Here is a 24,932-nt window from a genome sequence, read left to right on the forward strand (position 1 = left end):
GTCGTTACTGGGGCTCTGCGCCCCCGCTCCCCCGGGCCACCCACCGCTCCGGCCTGGTGTCGTCCTGGGGTCTTCGTGGCTCTCCCCGGGCCTCTGGGTGGGCCCCGGGTACTCGGTGCCGCCCGCTGGCTCTCGTGGTCTCCCGTGGGCCGTCCCGGGCCTCGGCCCCGATCAACCCACCCAAACCCCGCGCCGACCGGGCCACTGTCGCGTGCCGGTCAGCAGCGGCAACCCGCCGTGCCAGGTGTGCCATACGTGCCATATGGCGTGCGCACCGTGGTTCCGTCGCCCCGGAGCGCGCGCCCTCCTATGAGAACCAAGTACGCCGCACGAGATATGGCACGTATGGCACGCAGGGGCCTGCACCCCCTCTGGCCGGGGATGCCGTCCTCTCGCGCAGGCTCTCTCCATATGGCACGAGATATGGCACGAGATATGGCACGCCGGGGTTACACATATGGCACGCGGCTGCAACGTCGGCGCGGGGGTGGCCGCGTGCCATATGTGGTGTGCCAGATGACGGCTACTCGATCAGCGAGATTCCGGTGTAGTAGTGAACCGTCGGTTTGTTCCGGGGGCGCTCCCGGCGGTTGCTGATGGAGTTCTCGGCGGCGACCAGTTGCTTGCCGAAGGTGGAGATGCTGCCTGGCATGAACCCGCGCGCCTCGCACCACGACTTCCAGATCTCGAAGAGGTGATTCTTGGGCACCTCCAGGTCACTGCCGAGACGGCACCAGTCGTCCATGAACGCCTTGATCGGCGAGGTGGATTCCTGGAGCAGCGCACGAGCGTCGCCGGACGCCTCGGGCTCAAGGAAGTAGCCGCGCTGCGTCAGCCGATCGAGGAAGCGTGATGTTCTTGATCGCGTTGACGACGTTGTTGACGCTGGCGCTGTTGGGGTCCCAGTCCTTGATCAAGGGCTTGTCGTCCTTCTCGCTCTTGTCGAGGAACTTGGCATCCTCCAAGCGATCCTGAATCTTGCTGCTGACCCACTGGCTTTCGACGTCACGCCAGTGCGCACCGGTCCAGGACATCCAGGAGCCGCGCCAGCGGTGCAGGGTGCAAGCACCCTGGGCGGTCCAGATCTGATCGAGGCAGAGCCGGGCAACCTTCACCGGCTTGAACGGGGAAGGCACGAGGTCGAGTCCTCCTGTGGTCTCGTTGGTCATCTTGCGGCCCTCCCGGCTGTCGTGGTGCCTGCGCCAGACGCTGTTGGCGGTCTTCCGAAACGCGGTCGGGTGGTGCGGTCGGTCCGACACCTGGTCGGCCTCTTCGAGCCGAGCCCAATACGTGTCCCGGTCGCCCTCGTGAAGCCGGGCGAGGTGCCCAGCGACTTTGGTCAACCAGGCGTTGTTGCGCCCGGAGTCATCGGCAGGGAGCGCCAGCAGCTCAGCCAGGCTCGACGTGGACTTGCCGCCGGTCGGCGTCGGCCTGTGGCCCGTCCAGTGCTCGGCCTCCCGGAGCGCCTCGACCCAGTCGGCCGGAAGCCAAGGCATCTCGTCGGGTCCGGGGACGTAAGCGGCCTCCGCGCCCTCCGGGTCGTACCAGGCGTACTGCGTCCACTCGCCGGGCTCGTCGCCGGGTGCGACCGAGGGCCACACCATCGCGTATCGGTGGCCGTGCTGAATGATTTCAACGTCCTGCACCGGCTGGCCGTCGAACTTGATGCCCTTGGGCACCCGGAACCAGCAAATCCGGGCCGGTCCATCCGGGGCACGGCGGGTGCTCGACCAGGCGGCCGGAAGGGGACTCAGCCCCTCGCGCTCCGCCATCGCCCGAAGGTTCTCGGCTCCACACTTCTGTTTGCCGTCCTTGACGTACTGGTCGATGTCGATACCGATCAGGCCGTCAGGAACGCGCAGCGCGATGTTCGCCGCCTTGTACTCGCCGAGCCAGGCCGCGCACTGCGCGTCAGTCGGGAACTTGCCCGTCTCGCCCGTGAAGCCCTGCGGCGGAAAGGTCTTCTTCTTGTACGGGATCGGCAACGTGCCGAGCCATCCGGTCGAGCGGTAGAGCCCGTACGCCTCAAAGGGGTTGAGGGCCAGGTCTGACACCACTTGCTGCACGGGGAAACTGGGTGCTGTAATCGTCATGACGACAGTTCCTTTCGAGGCCCCGCCGGTTGGCAGACCGAGCGGGGCCGAACTGTGTTTGGGGTGGGGTTACTTCGGCGGCTGGGTCGGCCTGGGGCCGAACAGGAGCCGGACGAGTCGCCGACGCTCGGCGTCGGTCATGGGGCGTGCGTCCTTGGTCGTGTCCATCAGGCGGCCACCAGCTCGTGGGCAGGCCGGGTCATGAAGTCGTCCATGGACGCGTCGAGGGCGTCAGCGATGGCCGCCAGCGTCACGAGCGACGGGGCGAAGTGGCCGTTCTCGTAGCCGCTGACGTTGGTGTTGGTGCGGCCGAGCTTGGCGGCGAGCTTGACCTGTGTGACGCCACGCTCACGCCGAATCCGGCGCAGCGCGTCAGGGCTGAATGTGCGTGCAGGCATTGCGAGTCCCCGTCAGGACTGTTCGCGCCTCGGTGGGCGGCAGGCGTGGCCCCGACTCGGTCCATGCCCTCGCGACCCGTCACATGCGGCGTCGCTCCTAGGCTGTCTCCCCGCTCCCCGGTGTCAATCACCCGCCTACAGAGGCGGGGGCCGGACGGCTATGAGCCCGTTCTGCACCCAGTGGAGCACGGGATTTCAGCCGGGCACAAGGTGCGCCTTGCGGGGGTTCCCAACCTTCCCGCGGCTGTCACTTCTCGTGTCGAGATCAATCACGGGAAGTCAGGCCGGCGGAGCGACGATGTTGGCAACATGACCTCATGTCGCTGCAACCCGTAGAAGCCACTCTCATAGCCGCGTCCGTCAGCGCGGTGGTCTCGACCTTCGCCGTCATCGTGACCCACCTGCTGACGCGCAAGCGTGATCGCGTACACCGAATCTGGGACCGGCGCGCCGACGCGTACGTGGAGGTGGTCAGGTCGGCCCGCACCATGGCCTCTGGTCGGCGCGACGTCCTTCGCTCGAAGGAGCTGCCATCAGGGTCGCTTGACTCCGGCAGCGACCAGCGCACCATGCTGTTGACAGAAGCACGGCTCGACCTGTTCGGCAGCGAAGAAGTTAAGGCGCTGCATCGCGTGCGTCTGGAGTGCTTCAAGAGCTACGTCATGGCGTTGATCGAGTGGCGCGACATGTCGACCATTCCCAACGCGCAAAAGGAACCGGCTGGCCAGCGGGACATTGCCAGGAAGTGGGCCATGGTTGAGCGCCGGATCGAGGAGTTCAACGCTGCCGACGACGCGTTGGTGGAGACCATCAAGCGCGAGGCGATTTTCCGCAAGCCCAAGCGCCGAGGGTGGGCGCGGCTCGCGTTCTGGCGAGACTAGCCACGGCTCTCCGGCGCACCGCGCCGTGGCCTCCTGTGGGGTCTCCGGCGGCCTGGAGCCCCCGCCCTGGGCATCCGGCCGTGGTTGTCCGGACAAGGCCCCCGGAGGGCCGTCCCCCGCCTACGCTGCGGCAATGACCATCTCACCGGTTGCGCTCGCCCTGATCGGTATCGGGGCCACTGTGCTGGGCGCTGTCCTCGCCATGTTCAGCACCCTAATCTCAACCAGGATGACGCAGCGGGCGACCCGCGACCGCGAGAGCGACTTCAAGGTCTGGGAGCGTCGAGCCGACGCGATCGAGGAGGCGCACCGGAAGATGCTCGCCCTGGGCAATGCTCGCGACCTCGCGTGGCAGCGACGCGAGGTGCCGACCAACCTCAGCCCTCAGGGCTTCGACTCGGGGCACCAGGACGAACATTTTCGTTTGGTCGTCACGAAGTTGATGCTTTACACCACGGAGGAGCTGGTCGAGGCGTACCAGGCGTCGAACGCGGCTTTCCTCAAGTCGATAATTGCCATCCAGATGTTGCAGCTGGCGCTGGCCGAGACCGGCGGATCGCAAGCATCCGGGCGGCAGCACATCAACCTAAGAGCCCCTGTCGCGGCTCAGGCCGTCAAAGATTCGCAGGCTGCTGACGAACGCTTGGCAGCGGCATTGCGCGAATCCGCATTGCTCGGTCTGGCTCCGGAGCGTCAGCGCCGCTAGTTGCGGTCGGCGACGAAGGTGCCCAAGCCCAGCTCGGTGCGGACGACCCCAGTCGTGCGCAGGTGCGCCAACGCCTTCTGCGCGGTGGACGTGGCGACGTTGAACTCGGCGCTCAGCTCAACGATGCCCGGCACGCGGCTGCCCGGCGGATAGGTCCCGTCGGCCACGCGCGCCTCCACGATCGCGGCCACCTGCCGCCAGATCGGACGGCTTCGATCAAGATCCCGAGTCACTCCTTGACCGTAAGAGCACGCCGTTAGCCGCGCTACCGCAGTAAACTGCGATAGCGCGACATCGCGATATCGCGATACCTACTGGTCAGGACGACGAGGAGGCCACCGTGGCCGGGTTAACCATTCGGGTGTACACGTACGACCCCGCCACCAGGGAGACGCGCGAGGTGAGCGAGCGCGAGTGGTCGTTCGACTCCATGCCGGACGGGTCGCCGATCGACACCCGGTGGCCGCTGTGCATGTGCCGCCGCTGCAAGGGCGAGGGCACGCCGGGCGAGCTGCGACGCCAGCAGGCTTAGCTGCTCCCCCGGGCGATGGCGTCCCGCACGAGGTCCTCCCAGCCGAGGTCGGCGGCCACCCGCAACGCGTCCTTGGCCACCACCGTGTCACGTTCGGTTCGACGCACTTGGTGGCCGCCGGCCCCGGCTTGAATGATCAGCGATTTGAGCTTGGCGTCGTGCCCCGGCGCGAACCTGCTCTGGGTCGTCGCGACGCACCCGGTGGCCTTGCGTTGCCACACCTTGTCGCCGCTGACGTCCTCGTGCACCGGGACCTCGAATGAATAACTACCGCACACGCAGGCGGAGTTGGGGTTCCGTGTAGTCATACCGAGGATCATAAGCGCGGAATGAGTGGTTCTGTGCACTGATAGACCGGAATGGCCAGATCGCGCCCAACCCGGCCGGGCAGTAACGCAGTTACTCCTATGCCAGCCCTGCGCGTCTGCGCTAAAATGAGAACGTCCTAGAGGTCGCATGGCATCTGGACGTGGAGAGGGTCAGCGCAATGCTGACTTCAGACGCAGCGCACTCGTAGGCTTGCGGGGCCCTTCCCGGCCCGATACACGCCAAGTCGAAACCGAGAAGACGCAGCGCTGCTTCACTGCTCCAAACAGACTGTGCCAGTTCAGTCTGTCCCGAGAACATTTGCGCGTTCGTGTGTCAGCGCGGGTGTCTCGGTCCGAACCGTAGGGTTCGGATCGAGGCTGCCTGCGCACCCGATCCGACCCATGACAGGGAAGGTCAGGATCGGTGGACGACACCGTCATCATCATTCTCGCCATCGCTGGCGTGGCCTCAGTGCTGCTCTATGTGATCAAGGGATTTCTAGATCAGGTCCCTGAGGTAATCGAGTCGGCCGGACGCATCCGCGTCTCGTGGCAGCGCTTCAAGCAGCCCGAGCTACCACCCCCGGCGGACGACGAGGAGCCGCCCCTCGCCGCATAGACCGTCCCGGCCGCCGCAGCCCCGCACCTACCCCATAAGGTGCGGGGCTGCGGCGTTTCAGCAGCTCAGACGGCAAAACCCTTGTATAGGACGACAGTTCGGGCTAATGCGCTACACTTCTTCGAGTACCTGTGCCTGCGGTGGAGCTGCGAACTCCGGCAGGCGCTTGGCAACGCATCCGTTTGTCACCTCTGTGATCCGCATCCGATATGCGGGGAGTTCCAGGGGATTAGGGCCTGTCAGGCTGAGCTTTTGATGTGTGAACGTGCACTGATGGGCCGTAGCCATCCGACGCCAGGTCGCATGGCTACGGAGGCTTGCCTACCGTCTAGAAACTTCACTTAGCGTATCGATCCACCGGTCGGGCGAGAGCCTGACCGTCTGAGATACCCGGCGATGCGTCGGAAGCAGGGCTTCTCAGTTCAGCCACTTCACCGTGGCCGAGCTGACGAATGCCCTGAGCATGAGCCCTGCCTCGGTCACCGAACTGAAAGGTACCGAGACGTTGGACGGGGCCATGATTCTCGCCATCCTCGCCGTCTTCGGCGTGTTGTCGATCATGCTGTACGCCCTCAAGGGCTTCCTCGATCAGCTGCCCGAATTCTTCGCGTCGCTCCGACGCGCGTGGGAAGCGTGGCAGGAGTTGAAGCGGGCCCGGCGGAAGGCCCGCGAGCTGGAGGCAGCCCAAAGGGAGGCAGCTCGGCGCAGAGCTGCCAGGCGAGAGACAGCAGAGCAGCAGGGATCGCAGTCCCAGCCCGCTGCATAGGTCGTCCCGGCCTCCGGTGGCACCACGGAGCGCACGAGACCCCGCCACGGCCTCCCAGGCCCGGCGGGCACGCGAGAGGCCCCCGGAGATATCTCCGGGGGCCTCGTGCTGTGTGAGGGGGTGACGCTACGCCGCGATGGCCACCCGGAAGCGGATCGGAGCCAGAGCGGCACCCCCGGGAAGAGGTGTGGGCACCCCCATCGAGTAGCGGCCCAACCGTTGCGCCTGACGGGCGGTGACCAGCGAACCGCTGCGGTATTGGGCCTCGACCACCACCGTCCCCCTGGTCAGCGCGGCGATGACGCGGTTGCGCAGGATGAACCGGCTGCGGGTGGGGTGGGCGGACGGTGGCAACTCGGCCACGATGAGACCCTGTTGGGCCATCCGCCCGAGCAGCTCGGCGTGCCCGCGCGGGTAGGCGACGTCGACGCCGCAGGCCAGTACCGCCGTGGTGGCCCCGCCCGCGGCCAACGCGCCGCGGTGGGCGGCCCCGTCGACCCCGAACGCCGCCCCCGACACCACCACCCAGCCGCGCTCCGCGAGCCCGGAGCCGAGAGTTGCCGCCATGTGCGCCCCGTACGGAGTGCAGGCCCTCGCGCCGACGACCGCGACCGAGCGCAGGGACCACAGCCGCAGGTCCGGCCGCCCCCGCACCCAGAGACCGACGGGCCGCGCGTCGCCCAGGTCGTCCAGCTGGCTCGGCCACTCCCGGTCCCCCGGGCAGACGAAGCGCCCGCCCACCGCGGCGACCGCGACCAGATCACGCCCCGGCTCCGCGACGGCCGCACGCAGCCGGTAGCCCCCGAGTCGTGCGGCGGTCATCCCCGGCAGCGTCTCGGCGGAACCGTCCTCGACGGTGAGCCGCCGCAACAGCTCGACCGGGCCGGTGAGCCGGAGCCAGCGCCCGGCACGCTCGTCCCCCGGCTCCAGCACCCGCGTCAACGCGGCCCTGGCCACCCGCTCCGCCTCCTGGACCGGATCCGGAGCCCGTCCCAGGTCCGGGGGCCGTTCCAGGTCCGGAACCCGTCCCAGGTCCGGGGCCGGTTCCAGGTCTTGGGCCCGTTCCAGGTCCAGGTCAAGGTCCCGCCTGTCGCAGTCGCCACCCCGGCCCCGCCCGCGCTCCCGGTCCAAGCCGTGCTCCCGGTGTGGGCCGTGCTCCCGGTCCCGCTCGTGCTCCCGGTCCGGGCCGTACTCCGGGCCTTGGCCGTGCTTTCGGTCCGAGCCGTGCGCTCGCTCCGGGCCGTGCTCCCTGTTCCGCCCGCGCTCCCCCGTCAGCCCGGTCACCGCTCCCCCACCCCCATCGGCACCCCGCGCTGAATGCCCGTCCGCAGCTCCAGGGCGACCGCCACGTCCGAGGCGTCCGGGCGATCGGCGCCCCGTAGGTCCGCCACGGTCCACGCGACCCGCAGCACCCGGTCCAGGCCCCGGGCCGTGAGGATTCCGCGTTCCAGGTCCCGCTCCGCCGCCGCCAGCGCCCCCGGGGCCGCGAGCAGCCGGGTCCGTAGTTCATGGCCCGGCACCTCGCTGTTCGTGGCCCACGGGGTGCCGGCCAGCCGTTCCGCCGCCCGGGCCCTGGCGGCCCGCACCCGTGCGGCGACGACGGCCGTCGACTCGCCCCGGCCGCCCTGCCCCAGCAGGTCCGCGCGGTCGACCGGCTGGACCTCGACCCGCAGGTCCACCCGGTCGAGCAGCGGCCCGGACAGGCGCGCCTGGTAGCGGCGGACCACCGAGGGCGGGCACTCGCAGCCCGCGCCGGTGAGGGTGTGGCGCCCGCAGGGGCAGGGATTGGCCGCCAGCACCATCAGGAAACGGGCAGGCAGCCGCACCACCCCCGCCGCCCGGGCGACCACCACGTGTCCGGACTCCAGGGGCTGGCGCAGCGCGTCCAGCGCCTTGCCAGAGAATTCGGGGGCCTCGTCCAGGAAGAGCACCCCCCGGTGGGCCAGGGACACCGCCCCGGGCCTCGGCATCCCGTTGCCTCCGCCCACAAGGGACTGCATGGTCGCCGAGTGGTGCGGGGCGCAGTAGGGCGCCCGGGAGACGAGCGGTTCACCCGGGGGGAGGATGCCCGCCACGGAGTGGACCGCCGTCACTTCGAGGGATTCCTGCCGGGTCAGCGGCGGCAGGACGGCCGACAGCCGTTCGGCCAGCATGGTCTTGCCCGCCCCCGGTGGGCCGGTGAACAGCAGATGGTGTCCGCCGGCCGCGGCCACCTCCAGGGCCTGGCGCGGTCGCGGCTGCCCCGCGACGTCCGCCAGGTCCGGCCGGTGTCCGTCGCCCCGCGCGGCAGCCGGCGCCAGTCCCGTACCGAGGCCGGAGCCGGGGATCATGAGCCCGGCCAGCATGGCGTCGGGCCGCCCCTGGCCGTCGACGGGCTCGTCGGGCACCGGTTCGTCGCACAGGACGGCGATGAGCTGGCGCAGGCTCCGGACGCCGAGAACAGAAACCCCCGGCACCAGGGCCGCCTCCCCGGCCGTCTGCTCGGGGACGACCACCTGTTCGTACCCCGCTTCGGCGGCCGCGAGGACGGCGGGCAGCACGCCCCGCACGGGACGGACCCGGCCGTCCAGGCCCAGCTCGCCGATCATCACAACATCGGCGATCGCGGCGGGGTCGATCCGCTCCGCCGCACCGAGCACCGCGCTGGCCACGGCCAGATCGAAACCCGAACCGCTCTTCGGGACCGAGGCCGGGGAGAGCCCGACCGTGAGCTTCTTCTGCGGCCACTCGGCCCCGGAATTGACGACGGCCGCCCGCACCCGGTCCCGGCTCTCCACCAGGCTCTTGTCCGGCAGCCCGACCAGAGTGAAGGCCGCCACCCCGGGCTCCAGGTCCGCCTGGACCTCCACCACCACACCCTCGACGCCGACCAGCGCCACGGAACACGCGCGTGCGAAGCCCATCAGGACACCCCCCTGGCGTGCTCCGTGACCGGGGCTCCGCGTCGGGGCACGATCACCCCGATCAGGTCGATACGGACCCCGCCGGGCGGTGACCCGCCGTTCCGGTCGAGCCAGATCTCGGCGAGCCGTCGCAGCCGGTCGGCCTTGACCGGGCCGACCGCCGCCATGGGGTGTTCAAAAGCGTCGGATCTGCGCGTCTTCACTTCGCAGAAGACCAAGGCGTCGCCGTCCCTGGCCACGATGTCGATCTCTCCGGCGCGACAGCGCCAGTTGCGCTCGACCACCGTCATCCCGGCTTCGCCCAGCAGCCGCGCCGCCAGATCCTCGCCGTACCGCCCGAGTGCCCCCCGTGCGTTCATATCGGCACCACCTCCGGCACCGACTGTGACCCGGCCCGCCGAAAGATGTGGATCTTGGTGGACAACTCCGCGGATGTGGAAAACCCGGCCACCCACACGGGTGACCGGGCTGCTCACTGCAACGCGCGGGGTCAGCCCCCCGGAAGTTCCAGATCGCTCTTGTTGAGCTCTTCGATGTTGACGTCCTTGAAGGTCAGCACGCGGACCTGCTTGACGAACCTCGCAGGCCGGTACATGTCCCAGACCCAGGCGTCCGCCATGGACACCTCGAAGAAAACCTCACCCTGGACGGAGTGCACCTGCATCTCGTAGTCGTTGGTGAGGTAGAAGCGCCGTTCGGTCTCGATCACATATTTGAACAGACCGACGACATCGCGGTACTCCCGGTAGAGCTTCAGCTCCATCTCGGTCTCGTACTTCTCGAGGTCCTCGGCGCTCATGGCATGTTTCCCCTTCAGCCGTGCGTGCCCCCATTGTGCGTCAGCCTCCGGCGCCCCTGAACGATTAGACGATTTCGGGGGCCAGAACCAGCGGATCACGCGGGGGGCCCTCGTCGAGGAGCGTGCGCAGCAGCTCGGCGAGTCTGGTCGGGTACACCGTCTCACGCGTCGCGAGCAGTTCGGCGGAAGTCCACCACCTCAGACCGGCGACGCTGCGCAGTTCCAGGTCGGTGAGGCCCTGCGGGGCCGTCGCGGTCCGCGTCGTACGGGCCAGGTAGTACCACTCGTCCTGGTCCCAGCGGCGTCCGTCGAAGGGGAAGGAACACATCCGGGTCCAGAGCAGCGGGCCCAGCTCGATCTCCGTGATCCCGGTCTCCTCGGCGAGCTCGCGGCGGGCCGCCTGCTCCCGGGTCTCGTCGCCCTCCAGGCCGCCGCCCGGGGTGAACCACCAGGTGTCGGCGGGGTCGTCCGGCTCATGGCCGTGCAGGAGCAGTACGCGGTCGTCGGGGTCCAGGAGGACCACGCGGGCGACCTTGCGGGCCACGGCGGTCACCGGGCCGCTCCGGTCGTCGTCCCGCGACGGCCCAGGCGCGCCGCCACGGGCCCGTACACCGCCCCGAAGAGGATCAGCGCCACCCCCACCAGGATCGCTCCCAGCTGGAGCGGAAGGGGGCCTGCGGCGGACACCCCGCCGGGCAGCGCGGCGAACGAGGCCGGGCGGCCGATCATGCCGTCCATCGGCCAGGCCACCGCGTCCACCCGGGCCTGCACGGCGCTCAGCGGTACGGAGCCCTCGCCGGCGTCCTGGAGGTGGACCCGGGAGTCCAGGGAGGTGGCCCGTTCGTCGCCGAGCAGGAAGATCTGGCCCCGGGGCACGGTGGCGGAGAAGTCCTGGGGCGAGGCGGACGCCTTCCCGCCCGCGGCGGCCGAGCCGCGGTCGAGGTACGGCTCGTCGACGGGGGTTCCGTTGACGGTGAGCCGGCCCTCCCGGTCGCAACAGGCGACCTTGTCGCCGCCGACCCCGACGACCCGCTTCACCATCGGTGTGGCGCCCCAGACCTGGTCGGTGAAGACCACCACGTCACCGCGCCGGACGTCGGCGCCGTCTATCCGCTCGGCGAGCACCCGGTCGCCGGGGCTCACCGTGGGTGACATGGAGTCGGTCGGGATCGTGTACGGCTGGTAGACCACCGCCGCCCAGGCGAAACCGCCGAGGAAGAGCACACAGCCGACGGCCACGGCGAGGCCCGACACCATGGCGCCGAGCCGGCCGCGGCCGTCTTCCCTGCTTCCTGTACCGCTCATCCCAGCGCTCCCCCGTCGGAGATCGACAATCGCTGATCCGAGTCGGCACCCTACCCGGCGGTACGCCCGGCGGTCAGCCTCCGGCGGCGCCACAACACGAGGGGCACCGCTCCGGCTACGCCCAGTGCCGCCGGCGCCATCGCGGCGGCCGCGTTCAGACCGGGCTGGTCGAAGGTGTCGGGGACCGGAAGGGTCGCCCAGCGGCCCAGCGGCCAGGCGACGACGATCGCGCGGCCGACGACCTCGTCGTTGGAGACCGTGCCCTGCCCCGGGAGCTCCTGGTGGTAGCGCGAGTCCAGGGAGTTCTGCCGGTGGTCGCCCATGACGAAGATCCGGCCCTCGGGCACCTTGATCGGGCCGAAGGGCTTGTCGTTGCACGGGGTGTTCCCGGGGAAGATGAACGACTTCTCGTCCAGGCTCTTCCCGTTGACCGTGACCGGCCCGTTCTCCTTGCACTCCACGGTGTCGCCGCCGACCGCGATGACCCGCTTGATCAGGTCCTTCTCCTCGGAGGACGGCATCAGGCCGATGAAGCTCAGGAACTTCTGCACCGCGTTGGGCTCCGGCGTCACGGTGTCCTCCAGCCAGCCGCCCGGGTCGTGGAAGACCACGACCTCGCCGCGCTCCGGCTCCGAACCGAACCACGGGGTCAGCTTGTCGACCAGCACCCGGTCGCCCCGCTGCAGGGTGTTCTGCATGGAGTCCGAGGGGATCGAGAACGCCTGGACCAGGAACGTCTTGATCAGCAGCGCCAGGATCAGGGCGATACCGACGAGCAGCGGCAGCTCCACCCAGAAAGATCGCTGCTTCTTGCCCTTCGGGGGCGTGCCACCGCCCGCGGCGTCGCCCTCATTCTCCGGCGGGACCGCCGCCCCGCCCGCGGGAGACTCGTCGCGCTCCGGCCGGTCCTCGGGTTCGTCGTGTCCGGATCGTGCGCCGACCGCCAAATCCCCCACATCCACTCCTCAGTACGTGCCACTGCCCACGCCCCATCAGACGCAGGCCCACCACTCCCATAACGAGCGGGAGTTCCGCAGGGGTCGGGAGCCGGACCATTCCATCGCGATCCGGAGGTGCCACACTATTCGACGGGGCCGGAGCAGCTGCGTCCGATGTGCGCGAGTCCGGGACGGCGGTGAAGGCGTCCCGCTCCTCCAGGGTGCTCCAGTGGCCGAACGGCCAGGCGATCACGACGGCCCGCCCCACGACCTCCTCCTCGGAGACCGTGCCCCGGTCGGGTTCGTCGAGGTGGAAGCGGGAGTCGGCGGAGTCGGACCGGTGGTCCCCCATCACGAAGAGCCGCCCCTCGGGGACCTTCACCTCGAACGAGATGGTCGAGGGCCGGTCGTCGGGGTGGAGGTACGTCTCGGCGAGCGGTACGCCGTTGACGGTGACCCGGCCGTCCTCGCCGCAGCACTTCACGGTGTCGCCGCCCACCGCGATGACCCGCTTGATCAGGTCCTGCTCGTCGTCGGACGGCAGCAGCCCGATGAAGGTCAGCAGCTCGGTCGCCTGTTTCACCCCGACCGGTGGGTCCTTCTTCTGCCCGGGGCTCTCCTGCTGGAGCCAGCCGCCGGGGTCCTTGAAGACCACGACGTCGCCGCGCTCGGGCTTCGATCCGAACCACGGGGTCAGCTTGTCGACCAGCACCCGGTCGCCGATCCGGATGGTCTGTTCCATCGACCCGGACGGGATGACGAACGCCTGGACCAGGAACGTCTTCAGCACGAGCGCGATCAGCAGCGCCACGACGACGAGGACGGGTATCTCCTTCACCGCGGACCTGCGGCGCTTGCGCCGGACCTTCTTGGCGAGCTTGCGACGCTCCGCCCGGGTGGGCAGCGAGCGCGGCGCGGTCGGCCTGGTCCCGGTCGGCAGGGACGCGCGGGGGTCGGACGCGCCGCGCGGGCGTCCGCGGTTACCCATGCGCAGCGCCAGGCGCCCGTACGTCACCGAAGGCGCCGGTCCCGGTCAGCGAGCCGACCCGGGCGGGCGGCCAGCCCAGCCAGTCCACCCGGCCGGTCACCCGCTCGACGGGGACCATCCCGCCGCCGGGCGATCCGAGGTGGTCCCGGGAGTCGCTGGAGCGGCTGCGGTGGTCGCCCATCATCCACAGGGCGTCGGCGGACACCACGATGTCGAAGGGCACCCGGGAAGCGGTGTCACCGGGGTGGAGATACGGCTCGTCCACCACGGTCCCGTTGACCGCGAGCCTCCCCCGCGCGTCGCAGCAGACCACGCGGTCGCCGCCCACACCGACCACCCGCTTCACGAAGTCGGTGTCGGCGGGCTCCGCGAGCCCCAGGGAGGCCGCCGCCCCGCGCACCAGCCCGGCCAGGGGGTTCGCGTCGAGGTCCTCCCGTACGAATGATCCCGTGCCGTCGAAGACCACCACGTCGCCGCGCTCGGGCTCGGCGCCGAAACGGTACGCCAGCTTGTTCACCAGCACCCGGTCACCGACCTGCAGCGTGGGCTCCATCGAGCGGCTGGGGATCAGGAAGGGCTGGACCACGTAGGAGCTGAACAGCAGCAGCGCGACCGTGGCCAGGACCGCCCCGGTCAGCACCCGCCGCCAGGTCAGCACGGAGGCGACGCGGTCCCGCGTACGCGAAAAGCGCGACCCCTCCCCGGACCCCGCGTCGGGTTCCGAGGAGCGGTCGCGCTCCGAGTGCTGTGCTTGCGTGTCCATCGCGGCCGAAGCTTATCCGGCCACGCTGTGGACGGGTCACCCGCAGGGGGATGACCGGGCGACAGCTCAGTTGTCGCGCTTCTCCTTGATCTTCGCGGCCTTGCCGCGCAGCTCACGGAGGAAGTACAGCTTGGCGCGACGGACGTCACCGCGGGTGACGAGCTCGATCTTCTCGAAGATCGGGCTGTGCACCGGGAAGGTGCGCTCGACGCCGACGGAGAACGAGACCTTGCGGACCGTGAAGGTCTCGCTGACGCCCGCGCCCTGGCGGCGGATGACAACACCCTTGAACTGCTGGATACGGGAGCGGTTGCCCTCGATCACTCGCACGTGGACGTTGACGGTGTCACCGGGGCGGAACGCCGGGACGTCCGAACGGAGGGTGGCGGCATTGACGCCATCGAGCAGGGAAGCCATGGTTTCTGCTTTCTTCGCCGATGCCACAGGTCATCGACGGGAATGTCGTTGAAGAGTTCGGAGTGCTGATCGCGTCGGGCGGACGTCTTTCCCCCTGTGGCAGGGGCGCACACCGGACGTACAGCAGCGGCCTATTCTTCCACGGCGGTGGGCCTGCGCCAAAATCGGCCGCCGGGCTCCGGTGCGAAGCCGAGGATGGAGAGGATCTCGCGGTCCTTCTTGTCGAAGGCGCCCGCCTCGCACCGCTCGATCAGATCGGGCCGGTTGAGGGCGGTACGGGCGAAGGCCTGGTCCCGCCGCCAGCGCGCGATCTTCCCGTGGTGGCCGCTGAGCAGGACGTCCGGGATGGACCGGCCGCGCCACTCCGGCGGCTTGGTGTAGACGGGGCCCTCCAGGAGGTTGGCCATCGCGCCCGGGGCGAAGGAGTCGTCCCGGTGGGATTCGGCGTTGCCGAGGACACCGGGCAGCAGCCGGGCCACCGCCTCCGTGATCACCAGGACGGCCGCTTCCCCGCCGGCCAGTACGTAGTCCCCGATGGAGACCTCGACGACCCGCAGCCGGGTGGCGTACTCGTCGATCACCCGGCGGTCGATGCCCTCGTAGCGGGCCGGAGTGAAGAGCAGCCAGGGCTCGGCGGAGAGTTCGACGGCCAGTTCCTGCGTGAACGGCCGGCCGCTCGGCGTGGGCACGACGAGGACCGGGGAGTGCGCTCCGGCCTCGTAGCCGTCGGCGAGGGACTCGTCCAGGGCGTCGCCCCAGGGCTCGGTCTTCATGACCATGCCGGGTCCGCCGCCGTAGGGGGTGTCGTCGACCGTGTTGTGCCGGTCGTACGTCCACTCCCGCAGGTCGTGGACATGGACGTCCAGCACGCCGCGGGCGCGGGCCTTCCCGACGAGGGAGACGTTCAGCGGTTCCAGGTACTCCGGGAAGATCGTGACGACGTCGAGCCGCATCAGGCGTCGCCCTTCGGCGCCTCGGCCGCATCACCGGAGGCCGCATCGCCGGAGGCCGCATCGCCAGAGGCCGTCTCGCCGGTCTCCTCGTCGCGGGAGGAGGCGATCACGGCCTCGCTCTCGTCGATCAGGCCGGGCGGCGGGGTGATGACCGCGCGCTGCTCCTCCAGGTCAATCTCGGTGACGATCTCCTCGACGAAGGGGATCATCACCTCGCTGCCGTCGGGGCGCTCCACGATGAACAGGTCCTGGGAGGGCAGGTGGGAGATCTCGGTGATCCGGCCGATCTCGGTGCCGTCGGCGAGCACCACGTCGAGGTCGATCAGCTGGTGGTCGTAGAACTCGTCCTCCTCCTCGGGCAGTTCCTCCGGGTCCACCTCGGCGATCAGCAGAGTGTTCCGCAGGGCCTCGGCGGCGGTGCGATCGCGTACGCCCTCGAAGCGCAGCAGGAGCCTGCCGCTGTGGACCCGGCCCGTCTCGATCGTCAGCGGACCCGTCTCCGCCGGTTCGGTGGCCAGGACGGCGCCGGGTCCGAGCCGCAGTTCGGGCTCGTCCGTTCGTACCTCGACGGTGACCTCGCCCTTGATGCCGTGGGCACGGCCGATCCGCGCGACTACCAACTGCACGCTGTTCTCCGATTGATGGGGTGCGGGCGGGGAGGGGGAGACGTCCGGGTGGCCGACGACAAAGGCCGGGGACGGCCCGAAGGCCCTCCCCGGCCCTGGCCGGTGTTCAACTCGCTGATCAGCGAACCTGGTCCACATCGACGAGGTCGACACGGATACCGCGGCCGCCGATGGCACCCACGACCGTACGCAGAGCGCGAGCGGTGCGGCCGTTACGGCCGATCACCTTGCCGAGGTCGTCGGGGTGGACCCGGACCTCCAGCACGCGCCCGCGACGCAGGGTGCGCTCGGCAACCTGCACGTCGTCGGGGTTGTCGACGATGCCCTTCACGAGGTGCTCGAGAGCCTCCTCGAGCATGCTCAGGCCTCGGTCGACTCGGTGGACGCGGCAGCGTCAGCCGCCTCGTCCGCCTTCTTGTCGGACTTCTTGGCCTTGGGGGTGATGGCCTCACCCTTGGCCTCGTCGCCGTCCGAGGACAGCGCCTCGAACAGCGCGCGCTTGTCAGCCTTGGGCTCCGGCTGCAGCAGCGGCGCGGGGGCCGGGAGGCCCTTGTGGGCCTGCCAGTCACCGGTGAGCTTCAGGATCGCGAGGACCGGCTCGGTCGGCTGGGCGCCGACGGACAGCCAGTACTGCGCACGCTCCGAGTTGACCTCGATGCGCGAGGGGTTCTGCACCGGGTGGTACAGGCCGATCTCCTCGATGGCCCGGCCGTCACGGCGGGTACGGGAGTCGGCGACGACGATGCGGTAGTGAGGCGAACGGATCTTGCCCAGACGCTTCAGCTTGATCTTGACTGCCACGGAAGTGGTGTCTCCTGGTCTCTGACGTGGTTGGGCACAACTAGATGCCACGTGGGGTTGCGGTACTCGGAGTGCCCGATGGACGCGTCAGCCGGAGGAGAGAGGGGTCCTGTGCGACTGTCGAGTACAGCTAGCCATTGTGCCACACGCCATCGGCTCACCCCACCGCGACCGCTTCCGGGATCCGGAACGGCTTGCCGCAGCCGCCGCAGACGATCGGCGCCTGCGCCAGGACCGACGGGACGACGCGGACGTTGCGTCCGCAGTCGCAGACGGCCTTGACCCGCACGCCGCCTCCGGAGGAACCGTGCCGGGCGGCAGGTCCGCGGAAGGAGCGCTTGGTGTCGGCGGCGGTGGCGACGGTGTGCGCCTTGAGGGCGCGCTGCAGCCGTTCGGTGGTCGGACGGTACCGGCGCTTGGCTTCCGGATTCAGCGTGACCAGCGAGAATCCGCTGCTGGGGTGGGGTTCCTCGGCATGATCGAGGCCCAGCTCCTCGGCGATCGCGAGGAAGCGTCGGTTGTGGTAGCGGCCGGCACGGGAGGTGTCTCGGACTCCTCTCGCGGCGGCGATGCCGTGGACTGCCTCGTGGAGCAGTCGCTCGAAGGAGAGCTCGGCGCCACAGGCGGACGAGGACTCTCCGATCAGGGACTCGGGCGCGGCAAGATCGGGCAGCTCGGGGTGGTACCGCTGAATGTCGGCCCACGCCTGTGCCAGCTCTGCGGCAAGTACAGGTGGTGTCGTGCTCACGTCGTGACAACGAGCCCGAGTGCTCCGGTGTTCCTATTCCGGGGCATCCCAAATAATTTGCACGTACCAGTCAGTTGCCCTTGATGCGTCCGGACGAGGGCGGGTACGCAGAACTGCGGAGAAGGCGCACAGCTCGCACCAAGGTGGTGCACAGCGTGCGGTACGCCCGGCGGCCGCCGATGTGAGGAGCGCGGGCGGCCCGTGGCCCTGACGAATCCGCCGGGAAGACTACCCTCCCCTCCGCTCGACGTGCCCGGCGCGGGGTGTCGGGTAAGACTGGTCGGAGAGCAGACGTGGGACGGGGCGCACGACCGGGGCACGCAAGCACTGTTCCACAACCCCTGGACGGAACGGCGGATGCGCAGTTCTCTGGCTACGGGGTGCGGAACACTCGCACACGGGGGACGTCCACTCGGGAACGACCGACCTCTTGGCGGATTGGGGCACTTTCCATGACACCAACGCTCGTCCGGAACCAGCTGGGCGCGGACGCCTCCGCGCCGGCGGACGCCGGTACCCTCGCACGCGACTGGGCCGAGATCCAGGAACGCATGCTCGCGCCGCTCTACGAGGCGGTGTACGACCGGATGGAAGTGGGGGCCGCCACCCGGATGCTGTCCCTCGGCTGCGGTTCGGGCCTCGCGATGCTCGTCGCGGCGGCCCGGGGGGCGCATGTCACGGGTGTGGACTCCGACCGGGAGCGCCTGGCCCTGGCCCGGGCGCGGCTGCTGCCCGACGCCGGCTGGGACGACACGCCCGCGCACTCCCCGCACCCTGCCCGCCGTCGGGCCCGGCTGCTGGAGGACGGGCGGCCCGCGCCCGCCGGCGCGGACGGCGCTCCGTACAACCTGATCACGGTCTTCGAGCCGATCGGCTGCGCGGCCGGGGACTCCGAGGGGCTGGTACCGGCGCTGCGATCGGCCGTGCCGCTGGCCGTGCGGGGCGCCTCGGTGGTGCTGACGAGCTGGGGTCCGCCGGAGCGGTGCGCCACGGCCGCGGTGCTGCGGGTGGCCGCGCGGCTCGCGGAGTCCGCGCGTCCGCCGCGTACGGAACAACAGGGCAGGTGGAGGCCGACGCTCCGGGACGACCTGGAGGACGTGGCGGCGCGGGCCGGGCTGAAGCCGGACGGTTCGGGGCGGGTGTCCTGCCCGTTCGGTTACGCGGACGTGGGCAGCGCGGTGCGCGGGCTGCTGTCCACCGGCCTCTTCGACGCCGCCGTACGGGCCACGGACCGCTCCCAGGTGGAGAAGGAGGTCGCGGAGGCCCTGCATCCGTATCAGCGGGAGGACGGCACGGTGTGGATGCCGAACGTCTTCCGCTATCTGGTCTGCGTCACCTGAGCGGGCCTTCCTCAGGACATGCGTAAGGGGCGCCCCTTCTCAAGGGCGCCCCTTACGCGTACTGACCGGGTCTCGTTACATGAACTTCTTGAACTCGTCCGGCAGCTCGAAGTTCTTGTCGTCCTGGGCGGGCAGGCCGAACGCGCCGCCCTGGGCCGCCTGCTCGCGGCGCTCCGCGGCGGCTGCCTCCTCGGCCTTGCGCTTCATGGGGTTGCCGCTCTTGCGCTTGCCCTTGGCCTGCTTGACCTGCTTCTTCTGACGGCCGGGGCCGCCGCCCATCCCGGGCATCCCCGGCATCCCGGGCATGCCGCCGCCCTGGGCCATCTTCGACATCATCTTGCGGGCCTCGAAGAAGCGCTCCACCAGGCTCTTGACCGCGGAGACCTCGACGCCCGAACCCTTGGCGATACGGGCCCGGCGCGAGCCGTTGATGAGCGTCGGCTCGGCGCGCTCCTTGGGGGTCATCGACTTGATGATCGCGGCGGTGCGGTCGATGTCGCGCTCGTCGATGTTGTTGATCTGGTCCTTGATCTGCCCCATGCCGGGCAGCATCCCGAGCAGCTTGGAGATGGAGCCCATCTTGCGGACCTGCTCCATCTGGGCCAGGAAGTCGTCGAGGGTGAAGTCCTTCCCGCCCTTGCTCGACTGGAGCTTCGAGGCCATTTTGGCGGCCTCTTCCTGGCTGAACGTCTTCTCCGCCTGCTCGATCAGGGTGAGCAGGTCACCCATGTCGAGGATGCGGGAGGCCATCCGGTCCGGGTGGAACGCGTCGAAGTCCTCCAGCTTCTCGCCGTTCGACGCGAACATGACCTGCTTGCCCGTGACGTGGGCGATCGACAGGGCCGCGCCACCGCGGGCGTCGCCGTCGAGCTTGGAGAGGACCACGCCGTCGAAGCCGACGCCGTCGCGGAAGGCCTCGGCGGTGTTGACCGCGTCCTGACCGATCATCGCGTCGACGACGAAGAGGATCTCGTCGGGGCTGACGGCGTCGCGGATGTCCGCGGCCTGCTGCATCAGCTCCTGGTCGATGCCGAGGCGTCCCGCGGTGTCGACGATGACGATGTCGTGGACCTTGGCCTTGGCGAACTCGATGGAGTCCTTGGCGACCTGGACCGGGTCGCCGACGCCGTTGCCCGGCTCGGGGGCGTACACCGCGACGCCGGCGCGCTCGGCGACGACGCTCAGCTGGTTGACGGCGTTGGGGCGCTGGAGGTCACAGGCGACGAGCAGCGGGGAGTGGCCCTGGCCCTTGAGCCAGAGGCCGAGCTTGCCGGCGAGCGTCGTCTTACCGGCGCCCTGGAGGCCGGCGAGCATGATCACGGTGGGGGCGGTCTTGGCGAACCGCAGCCGCCGGGTCTCGCCGCCGAGGATGGAGACGAGCTCCTCGTTGACGATCTTGACGACCTGCTGGGCGGGGTTCAGCGCCTGGGAGACCTCGACGCCGCGCGCCCGCTCCTTGACGTTGGCGATGAAGGCCCGGACCACGGGCAGGGCGACGTCGGCTTCCAGCAGGGCGATACGGATCTCGCGTGCCGTGGCGTCGATGTCCGCCTCGGACAAGCGGCCCTTGCCCCTGAGGTTCTTGAAAGTCGCGCTAAGGCGGTCGGAGAGAGTATCGAACACGGCGCTCGTCGGTCCTCAGGGTCGGGGTCGGGGGCTGGTCAATCGCCCTCCAGGGTATCGGTCCCCCGGAGAACACCAAGCCCTCGCCCGGATACGGAGCCGGGCGAGGGCTGGACAAAAGCGTCGTACGTGTCAGCCGAGGGCCTTCTCGACCTCCCGGGCGACCTCGGCGGCCCGGCCCGGGGACAGCGGTTCGCCGTCGGTTCCGGTGACGTAGAAGGCGTCCACGGCGTTGGCGCCGAGGGTGGAGACATGGGCGCTCCGCACCCGTACGGCACTGCCTTCCAGGGCGTTTCCGATCCGGTGCAGCAGGCCCGGGGCGTCCTGGGCGCGGACCTCGATGACGGTGGCGCGGCGGGAGCCGGCTGCGGCGACGGTGACCCGGGGCGGCGGGGCCTTCACGCCTCGCCTGCGCGGATAGGCGGCCTCGCGCTCGGCGAGACGGGCCCGGATGTCCAGGGAACCGTCCAGGGCGCGTACGAGGTCGGCGCGGAGGCGGGCGGCCTGCGGGAGAGAGCCGTACTCGGCGGCGACCCGCCAGCTGAGCAGCAGCAGGTCCGCCTTCTCCCCCAGCTCGTTGGGCAGCTCCACCGCGCGCAGGTCGGCGGCGCGCACGGTGAGGCGGTGCAGGGCGAGGACTCCGGCGGCGGCGGGCAGGACGCCGGGGCGGTCGGGCAGGGCGATGAGGAGTTCGACGCCGACGGGTTCCACCTCGCCGTCCCCGGCGGGCTCCTCGGGCTGGGTGTGCAGGGCGAGGACGGGTTCGCCGGTGCGCAGGGCCTCGATGGTGAGGCGTTCGTGCTCGGCGCTGGGCGCTTCTTCCTCGGGTTCATCGGGGAACTCCCCGGCGAGGACGGCTCCGACCCGTTTGACCAGGTCGGCGACGAGGGAGGCGCGCCAGGCGGACCAGGCTGCGGGCCCGGTGGCGAGGGCGTCGGCCTCGGTGAGGGCGTGCAGCAGCTCCAGCGTGGAGGCGGTGGAGACGGCTGCGGCGACGGACTGCACGGTGGCGGGGTCGTCGAGGTCGCGCCGGGTGGCGGTGTCGACGAGCAGGAGATGGTGGCGTACGAGGGTGGCGATGACGCCCACGTCGTGCTTGTCGAAGCCGATCCGGGTGGCCATGTCCCGGGCGATGACCTCACCGGCCACCGAGTGGTCGCCGGGCCAGCCCTTGCCGATGTCGTGCAGGAGGGCCGCGACCAGGAGGAGGTCGGGGCGGTGGACGCGGCGGGTGAGGGAGGCGGCACGGACGGCGGTCTCCACGAGGTGCCGGTCGACGGTCCAGGTGTGGACGGGGTTGCGCTGGGGGCGGCAGTGGACGCGTTCCCAGTCGGGCAGCAGCCGGGTGACGATCCCTTCCGCTTCGAGCGCCTCCCAGACGCCGACGGTGGCCTCCCCCGCGCCGAGCAGGGTGACGAGTTCCTCGCGGGCCTCGGGGGGCCACGGGAGCGGCAGCGGCCGGGCGGTGGTCGCCAGGTGGCGTACGAGGTGGCGGGAGAGCGGGAGTCCGGCCTCGGCGGCGTCCTCGACGGCGCGCAGGGTGAGGATCGGGTCGCGTTCGGGGCGGGCGGCGCGGGCGAGGACCACTTCGCCGTCCGCGTCCACCACGCCGTCGGCGAGCGGGGTGCGCTCGGGGGTGGGTTTGGTGCCGAGGCCGCCGCTGAGCAGGGCGCGGAGCTTCGGGCGGGCCGAGCGGGCGCGGAGCACCCGGTTGACCTCGCGCCAGGTGACGTCGGTGGCGTACGAGACCGTCCGCGCGGCCTCGTAGACCTGGCGCAGCAGGGTGTCGGCGTCGAGGAGGCCGAGGGCCTGGGCGACCTGGTCCTGTTCCTGGAGGGCGAGGCGGTCGGTGGCGCGCCCGGTGGTGAGGTGGAGGGCGTCGCGGGCGTCGAGGAGGGTGCGGCGGGCCCGGTCGAGCCCTTCGCGGGGGGCGTCGGCGACCCAGGAGGCGGCCACCGCGCGCAGGGCGGTGGCGTCGCGGAGACCGCCGCGGGCCTCCTTGAGGTCGGGTTCCAGGAGGAACTGGAGCTCGCCCATCCGCTCCGCGCGTTCCTGGCACAGCTCGTGGAGGGCGGGGAGGCGTTTCGGGGCCTGGTTGCGCCAGTCGGCGAGGATCGCGGTGCGCAGCGAGGCGACGAGGCCGAGGTCGCCTGCGACCGGGCGGGCGTCCAGCAGGCCGAGCTGGACCTTGAGGTCCTCGCCGGCCGTCTTCCGGGCTTCGCCGGGGGTGCGTACGGAGTGGTCGAGGGCCAGGCCCAGGTCCCAGACGGGGTACCAGATGGCGTCGGCGAGGGCGGCGAGGGCCGCCGCGTCGGCGCTGCCGTCGTGGAGGAGGAGCAGATCGAGGTCGCTGCGCGGGGAGAGCTCGCCGCGACCGTAGCCGCCGACGGCGACGAGGGCGGCGCCGCGTACCCCGGTACGGGTGGTGGCGGCGGTGAACAGGCCGGTGAGCCAGTCGTCGGTGAGGCGGGCGAGGGCCGCACGGCGCGGGGGGGGGGGCCGCGCCTCCTGCTGGAGGAGGCGCAGCCGGGCCGCCGCGTAGCCGCTGGGTTCCGAGCCTTCGGTTTCGGTGGTCACTTCGGTAGTCGTCACCCAGATGCCTTCCGTTCGTGGGCCGTCGGTCAGAGGGCGTCCGGGCCGCGTTCGCCGGTCCGTACCCGGACGGCGGTGTCGACCGGAACACTCCAGACCTTGCCGTCTCCGATCTTGCCGGTACGGGCGGCCTTGACGACGACCTCGATGAGCTGTTCGGCGTCCTCGTCCTCGACGAGGACCTCGATACGGATCTTGGGGACCAGGTCGACGGTGTACTCGGCGCCCCGGTAGACCTCGGTGTGGCCGCGCTGCCGCCCGTAACCGCTGGCCTCGGTGACGGTGAGCCCCTGGACGCCGAAGGCCTGGAGGGCCTCCTTGATCTCGTCCAGCCGGTGGGGCTTCACGACCGCGGTGATGAGCTTCATGCGTCCACCTTCTTTGCCTTCGGTGCTGCCGTCGTGTCGGGGGCGGGGGCGGTGGTGCGGGAGACCGAGCCGCCGCCGGTGCCGCTGAAGTCGTACGCCGTCTCGGCGTGTTCGACCTGGTCGATGCCGGAGACCTCGTCGTCCTCGGAGACCCGCATCCCGATCGTCTTGTGGATCGCCAGGGCGATGACCGCGGAGACGACGAGAGAGTACGCGAGGACCGCGACGACGCCGACGACCTGCTTGCCGAGCTGTTCCACACCGCCGCCGTAGAAGAGGCCTGCGGCGTCGGACTGGACGCCTCCGGTGGCGAAGAAGCCGACCAGGATGGAGCCGATGATGCCGCCGACGAGGTGGACGCCGACGACGTCCAGGGAGTCGTCGTAGCCGAACTTGTACTTCAGGCCGACCGCCATGGCGCACAGGACACCGGCGATGGCGCCGATCGCGATCGCGCCGAGCGGGGAGACGGAGCCGCCCGCCGGGGTGATGGCGACGAGGCCGGCGACCGCGCCGGAGGCGGCGCCCAGGGTGGTGAAGGAGCCGTGGCGCAGCTTCTCGTAGACGAGCCAGCCGAGGACCGCGGCGGCGGTGGCGACCTGGGTGTTCAGGAACATGACCGCGCCGACGCCGTCGTCGTTGCCGAGCCAGGATCCGGCGTTGAAGCCGAACCAGCCGAACCACAGGAGGGCCGCGCCGAGCATGACGAGCGGCAGGCTGTGCGGCCGCATCGGGTCCTTCTTGAAGCCGATGCGCTTGCCGATCACCAGGATGACGCCGAGGGCGGCGGCACCGGCGTTGATGTGGACGGCCGTACCGCCGGCGAAGTCGATGACGCCCATCTCGAAGAGCCAGCCGCCGGAGCCCCAGACCCAGTGGGCGACGGGGAAGTAGACGACGGTGACCCACAGGACGATGAACAGCGCCCACGCGGTGAACTTCACGCGGTCGGCGAGCGCTCCGCTGATCAGGGCCGGGGTGAGGACGGCGAACATCAGCTGGAAGGCGGCGAAGACGTACACCGGGATGGTGTAGCCGTCCCAGAGTTCGGTGACGCCGATTCCGCTGAGGCCGACGTACTCGGAGCTCCAGCCGATGACCGAGCCGACGTCGGAGCCGAAGGCCAGGCTGAATCCGTAGAGCACCCACAGGACCGTGACGATCCCGAGGCTGATGAAGCTCATCATCAGCATGTTGAGGGTGCTCTTGACGCGGACCATGCCTCCGTAGAAGAAGGCCAGGCCGGGGGTCATGAGCATCACCAGGGCCGAGCAGATCAGCATGAACCCGGTGTTGGCGGCAGACAGCTCAGGGGCGTCTGCGGCAAGCGTCGTGATGCCTGGGGGCATCGGCGTCTCCTCGTCGTCGGTGCGGCCGCGGCGTGCGGGGGAATGCTGCGGGACCACTGGGAACAGGTGCGGGCCGGTTATGAGCCACGAGGTTGACGGAGGGCCGTTTCATGGGA

At 70.2% G+C, this 24,932-nt stretch carries 29 protein-coding genes and 1 pseudogene; 6 read left to right on the forward strand and 24 right to left on the reverse strand.

All coding sequences use genetic code 11. The features are described from left to right. Nucleotides 1–523: 523 nt before the first annotated feature. From JS521_RS00790 to JS521_RS00800, 3 genes are all read right to left on the reverse strand, one after another. Nucleotides 524–835 carry a primase-like DNA-binding domain-containing protein gene (locus JS521_RS00790; RefSeq protein ID WP_307847728.1) on the reverse strand — a complete coding sequence of 104 codons (312 nt, stop codon included), beginning with the start codon at nucleotides 833–835 and terminating at the stop codon, nucleotides 524–526. Continuing rightward, complete coding sequence (locus JS521_RS00795; RefSeq protein WP_205080776.1) at nucleotides 810–2,093, reverse strand: bifunctional DNA primase/polymerase; 1,284 nt, start codon at nucleotides 2,091–2,093, stop codon at nucleotides 810–812. The genes JS521_RS00790 and JS521_RS00795 overlap by 26 nt, the downstream gene beginning before the upstream one ends. A 167-nt stretch (nucleotides 2,094–2,260) precedes the next feature. Continuing rightward, nucleotides 2,261–2,491, reverse strand: coding sequence for a helix-turn-helix domain-containing protein (locus tag JS521_RS00800; RefSeq protein WP_205080777.1), 231 nt, complete (start codon nucleotides 2,489–2,491; stop codon nucleotides 2,261–2,263). Nucleotides 2,492–2,808: 317 nt separating this feature from the next. Between JS521_RS00800 and JS521_RS00805 the strand changes: the two genes are divergently transcribed. Further along, nucleotides 2,809–3,372 (forward strand): hypothetical protein, encoded by a 564-nt coding sequence (locus JS521_RS00805; protein ID WP_205080778.1) that lies wholly within the window; start codon nucleotides 2,809–2,811, stop codon nucleotides 3,370–3,372. 133 nt (nucleotides 3,373–3,505) lie between these two features. Beyond that, on the forward strand, nucleotides 3,506–4,078 hold the full coding sequence (locus tag JS521_RS00810; protein WP_205080779.1) for a hypothetical protein: 573 nt from the start codon (nucleotides 3,506–3,508) through the stop codon (nucleotides 4,076–4,078). On the opposite strand, the gene JS521_RS00815 is transcribed toward JS521_RS00810, so the two are convergent. Further along, nucleotides 4,075–4,311: a GntR family transcriptional regulator gene (locus JS521_RS00815; RefSeq protein WP_307847726.1), complete on the reverse strand. Its 237-nt coding sequence runs from the start codon at nucleotides 4,309–4,311 to the stop codon at nucleotides 4,075–4,077. The two genes, JS521_RS00810 and JS521_RS00815, sit on opposite strands and share 4 nt — an antisense overlap. 107 nt (nucleotides 4,312–4,418) lie before the next feature. On the opposite strand from JS521_RS00815, the gene JS521_RS00820 reads away from it, so the two are divergent. Further along, nucleotides 4,419–4,610 carry a hypothetical protein gene (locus tag JS521_RS00820; RefSeq protein WP_205080780.1) on the forward strand — a complete coding sequence of 64 codons (192 nt, stop codon included), beginning with the start codon at nucleotides 4,419–4,421 and terminating at the stop codon, nucleotides 4,608–4,610. On the opposite strand, the gene JS521_RS00825 is transcribed toward JS521_RS00820, so the two are convergent. Further along, nucleotides 4,607–4,918 carry a hypothetical protein gene (locus tag JS521_RS00825; RefSeq protein WP_205080781.1) on the reverse strand — a complete coding sequence of 104 codons (312 nt, stop codon included), beginning with the start codon at nucleotides 4,916–4,918 and terminating at the stop codon, nucleotides 4,607–4,609. The two genes, JS521_RS00820 and JS521_RS00825, sit on opposite strands and share 4 nt — an antisense overlap. Nucleotides 4,919–5,342: 424 nt before the next feature. On the opposite strand from JS521_RS00825, the gene JS521_RS00830 reads away from it, so the two are divergent. Both JS521_RS00830 and JS521_RS00835 read left to right on the forward strand, forming a co-directional pair. Continuing rightward, nucleotides 5,343–5,537 carry a hypothetical protein gene (locus JS521_RS00830; RefSeq protein ID WP_205080782.1) on the forward strand — a complete coding sequence of 65 codons (195 nt, stop codon included), beginning with the start codon at nucleotides 5,343–5,345 and terminating at the stop codon, nucleotides 5,535–5,537. A gap of 436 nt (nucleotides 5,538–5,973) precedes the next feature. Continuing rightward, the gene (locus JS521_RS00835) at nucleotides 5,974–6,303 is read left to right on the forward strand and encodes a hypothetical protein (protein WP_032757431.1); all 330 of its coding nucleotides are present in this window, start codon (nucleotides 5,974–5,976) and stop codon (nucleotides 6,301–6,303) included. Nucleotides 6,304–6,474: 171 nt separating this feature from the next. Here JS521_RS00835 and JS521_RS00840 read toward each other — a convergent pair. From JS521_RS00840 to JS521_RS00910, 15 genes and pseudogenes are all read right to left on the reverse strand, one after another. Then, a pseudogene (locus tag JS521_RS00840) lies at nucleotides 6,475–7,236 on the reverse strand (DNA-processing protein DprA); the annotation flags it as partial. Nucleotides 7,237–7,583: 347 nt separating this feature from the next. After that, nucleotides 7,584–9,206, reverse strand: coding sequence for a YifB family Mg chelatase-like AAA ATPase (locus tag JS521_RS00845; protein ID WP_205080783.1), 1,623 nt, complete (start codon nucleotides 9,204–9,206; stop codon nucleotides 7,584–7,586). Further along, nucleotides 9,206–9,565: a YraN family protein gene (locus JS521_RS00850; protein ID WP_205080784.1), complete on the reverse strand. Its 360-nt coding sequence runs from the start codon at nucleotides 9,563–9,565 to the stop codon at nucleotides 9,206–9,208. The genes JS521_RS00845 and JS521_RS00850 overlap by 1 nt, the downstream gene beginning before the upstream one ends. A gap of 131 nt (nucleotides 9,566–9,696) precedes the next feature. After that, nucleotides 9,697–10,005 carry a DUF2469 domain-containing protein gene (locus JS521_RS00855; RefSeq protein ID WP_003965949.1) on the reverse strand — a complete coding sequence of 103 codons (309 nt, stop codon included), beginning with the start codon at nucleotides 10,003–10,005 and terminating at the stop codon, nucleotides 9,697–9,699. 64 nt (nucleotides 10,006–10,069) lie between these two features. Then, nucleotides 10,070–10,558 carry an NUDIX hydrolase gene (locus JS521_RS00860; protein ID WP_205080785.1) on the reverse strand — a complete coding sequence of 163 codons (489 nt, stop codon included), beginning with the start codon at nucleotides 10,556–10,558 and terminating at the stop codon, nucleotides 10,070–10,072. Then, nucleotides 10,555–11,310, reverse strand: a complete 756-nt coding sequence (gene lepB, locus JS521_RS00865; RefSeq protein WP_205080786.1) for a signal peptidase I — start codon at nucleotides 11,308–11,310, stop codon at nucleotides 10,555–10,557. The genes JS521_RS00860 and lepB (JS521_RS00865) overlap by 4 nt, the downstream gene beginning before the upstream one ends. Before the next feature lie 50 nt (nucleotides 11,311–11,360). Continuing rightward, nucleotides 11,361–12,257, reverse strand: a complete 897-nt coding sequence (gene lepB, locus JS521_RS00870; RefSeq protein ID WP_205080831.1) for a signal peptidase I — start codon at nucleotides 12,255–12,257, stop codon at nucleotides 11,361–11,363. Then, on the reverse strand, nucleotides 12,160–13,236 hold the full coding sequence (gene lepB / locus JS521_RS00875; protein WP_205080787.1) for a signal peptidase I: 1,077 nt from the start codon (nucleotides 13,234–13,236) through the stop codon (nucleotides 12,160–12,162). Before lepB (JS521_RS00875) ends, lepB (JS521_RS00870) begins: the two co-directional genes overlap by 98 nt. Then, entirely contained in the window at nucleotides 13,229–13,999 is a 771-nt protein-coding gene (gene lepB, locus JS521_RS00880; protein ID WP_205080788.1) for a signal peptidase I, read from the reverse strand. Before lepB (JS521_RS00880) ends, lepB (JS521_RS00875) begins: the two co-directional genes overlap by 8 nt. A 66-nt stretch (nucleotides 14,000–14,065) precedes the next feature. Next, entirely contained in the window at nucleotides 14,066–14,416 is a 351-nt protein-coding gene (gene rplS / locus JS521_RS00885; protein ID WP_010061961.1) for a 50S ribosomal protein L19, read from the reverse strand. A 131-nt stretch (nucleotides 14,417–14,547) separates the two neighbouring features. Then, a complete protein-coding gene (gene trmD, locus JS521_RS00890; RefSeq protein WP_118904748.1) occupies nucleotides 14,548–15,369 on the reverse strand; it encodes a tRNA (guanosine(37)-N1)-methyltransferase TrmD in 822 nt (273 codons plus the stop codon). Beyond that, nucleotides 15,369–15,995 (reverse strand): ribosome maturation factor RimM, encoded by a 627-nt coding sequence (rimM, locus tag JS521_RS00895; RefSeq protein ID WP_205080789.1) that lies wholly within the window; start codon nucleotides 15,993–15,995, stop codon nucleotides 15,369–15,371. The genes trmD and rimM overlap by 1 nt, the downstream gene beginning before the upstream one ends. Nucleotides 15,996–16,113: 118 nt before the next feature. Beyond that, on the reverse strand, nucleotides 16,114–16,353 hold the full coding sequence (locus JS521_RS00900) for an RNA-binding protein (RefSeq protein WP_003965959.1): 240 nt from the start codon (nucleotides 16,351–16,353) through the stop codon (nucleotides 16,114–16,116). A gap of 2 nt (nucleotides 16,354–16,355) precedes the next feature. After that, nucleotides 16,356–16,796 (reverse strand): 30S ribosomal protein S16, encoded by a 441-nt coding sequence (gene rpsP, locus JS521_RS00905; RefSeq protein ID WP_205080790.1) that lies wholly within the window; start codon nucleotides 16,794–16,796, stop codon nucleotides 16,356–16,358. A 157-nt stretch (nucleotides 16,797–16,953) separates the two neighbouring features. Continuing rightward, nucleotides 16,954–17,544, reverse strand: coding sequence for a hypothetical protein (locus JS521_RS00910; RefSeq protein WP_030587823.1), 591 nt, complete (start codon nucleotides 17,542–17,544; stop codon nucleotides 16,954–16,956). A 452-nt stretch (nucleotides 17,545–17,996) separates the two neighbouring features. Here JS521_RS00910 and JS521_RS00915 point away from each other — a divergent pair, with 452 nt between their 5' ends. After that, nucleotides 17,997–18,884, forward strand: a complete 888-nt coding sequence (locus JS521_RS00915) for a methyltransferase domain-containing protein (protein WP_205080791.1) — start codon at nucleotides 17,997–17,999, stop codon at nucleotides 18,882–18,884. Nucleotides 18,885–18,959: 75 nt separating this feature from the next. On the opposite strand, the gene ffh is transcribed toward JS521_RS00915, so the two are convergent. The 4 genes from ffh to JS521_RS00935 all read right to left on the reverse strand — a co-directional run bounded on the left by ffh (nucleotide 18,960) and on the right by JS521_RS00935 (nucleotide 24,816). Next, a complete protein-coding gene (gene ffh, locus JS521_RS00920; RefSeq protein WP_205080792.1) occupies nucleotides 18,960–20,507 on the reverse strand; it encodes a signal recognition particle protein in 1,548 nt (515 codons plus the stop codon). A gap of 132 nt (nucleotides 20,508–20,639) precedes the next feature. Then, entirely contained in the window at nucleotides 20,640–23,099 is a 2,460-nt protein-coding gene (locus tag JS521_RS00925) for a [protein-PII] uridylyltransferase (protein WP_205080793.1), read from the reverse strand. 29 nt (nucleotides 23,100–23,128) lie between these two features. Continuing rightward, nucleotides 23,129–23,467 carry a P-II family nitrogen regulator gene (locus tag JS521_RS00930; RefSeq protein ID WP_006127894.1) on the reverse strand — a complete coding sequence of 113 codons (339 nt, stop codon included), beginning with the start codon at nucleotides 23,465–23,467 and terminating at the stop codon, nucleotides 23,129–23,131. Beyond that, entirely contained in the window at nucleotides 23,464–24,816 is a 1,353-nt protein-coding gene (locus JS521_RS00935; protein ID WP_205080794.1) for an ammonium transporter, read from the reverse strand. The genes JS521_RS00930 and JS521_RS00935 overlap by 4 nt, the downstream gene beginning before the upstream one ends. Nucleotides 24,817–24,932 lie beyond the last annotated feature (116 nt).

Source organism: Streptomyces durocortorensis, from assembly GCF_016901035.1.
Classification (GTDB): Bacteria; Actinomycetota; Actinomycetes; order Streptomycetales; family Streptomycetaceae; genus Streptomyces; species Streptomyces durocortorensis.

Excerpts from the sequence above, each read along its gene's own strand:
- JS521_RS00795 (WP_205080776.1), bottom strand. The coding sequence starts at position 2,093 with ATGACGATTACAGCACCCAGTTTCCCCGTGCAGCAAGTGGTGTCAGAC.
- JS521_RS00800 (WP_205080777.1), bottom strand. The coding sequence starts at position 2,491 with ATGCCTGCACGCACATTCAGCCCTGACGCGCTGCGCCGGATTCGGCGT.
- JS521_RS00805 (WP_205080778.1), top strand. The coding sequence starts at position 2,809 with ATGTCGCTGCAACCCGTAGAAGCCACTCTCATAGCCGCGTCCGTCAGC.
- JS521_RS00810 (WP_205080779.1), top strand. The coding sequence starts at position 3,506 with ATGACCATCTCACCGGTTGCGCTCGCCCTGATCGGTATCGGGGCCACT.
- JS521_RS00825 (WP_205080781.1), bottom strand. The coding sequence starts at position 4,918 with ATGACTACACGGAACCCCAACTCCGCCTGCGTGTGCGGTAGTTATTCA.
- JS521_RS00845 (WP_205080783.1), bottom strand. The coding sequence starts at position 9,206 with ATGGGCTTCGCACGCGCGTGTTCCGTGGCGCTGGTCGGCGTCGAGGGT.
- JS521_RS00850 (WP_205080784.1), bottom strand. The coding sequence starts at position 9,565 with ATGAACGCACGGGGGGCACTCGGGCGGTACGGCGAGGATCTGGCGGCG.
- JS521_RS00855 (WP_003965949.1), bottom strand. The coding sequence starts at position 10,005 with ATGAGCGCCGAGGACCTCGAGAAGTACGAGACCGAGATGGAGCTGAAG.
- lepB (WP_205080786.1), bottom strand. The coding sequence starts at position 11,310 with ATGAGCGGTACAGGAAGCAGGGAAGACGGCCGCGGCCGGCTCGGCGCC.
- lepB (WP_205080787.1), bottom strand. The coding sequence starts at position 13,236 with ATGGGTAACCGCGGACGCCCGCGCGGCGCGTCCGACCCCCGCGCGTCC.
- lepB (WP_205080788.1), bottom strand. The coding sequence starts at position 13,999 with ATGGACACGCAAGCACAGCACTCGGAGCGCGACCGCTCCTCGGAACCC.
- rplS (WP_010061961.1), bottom strand. The coding sequence starts at position 14,416 with ATGGCTTCCCTGCTCGATGGCGTCAATGCCGCCACCCTCCGTTCGGAC.
- trmD (WP_118904748.1), bottom strand. The coding sequence starts at position 15,369 with ATGCGGCTCGACGTCGTCACGATCTTCCCGGAGTACCTGGAACCGCTG.
- JS521_RS00900 (WP_003965959.1), bottom strand. The coding sequence starts at position 16,353 with ATGCTCGAGGAGGCTCTCGAGCACCTCGTGAAGGGCATCGTCGACAAC.
- JS521_RS00915 (WP_205080791.1), top strand. The coding sequence starts at position 17,997 with ATGACACCAACGCTCGTCCGGAACCAGCTGGGCGCGGACGCCTCCGCG.
- JS521_RS00930 (WP_006127894.1), bottom strand. The coding sequence starts at position 23,467 with ATGAAGCTCATCACCGCGGTCGTGAAGCCCCACCGGCTGGACGAGATC.
- JS521_RS00935 (WP_205080794.1), bottom strand. The coding sequence starts at position 24,816 with ATGCCCCCAGGCATCACGACGCTTGCCGCAGACGCCCCTGAGCTGTCT.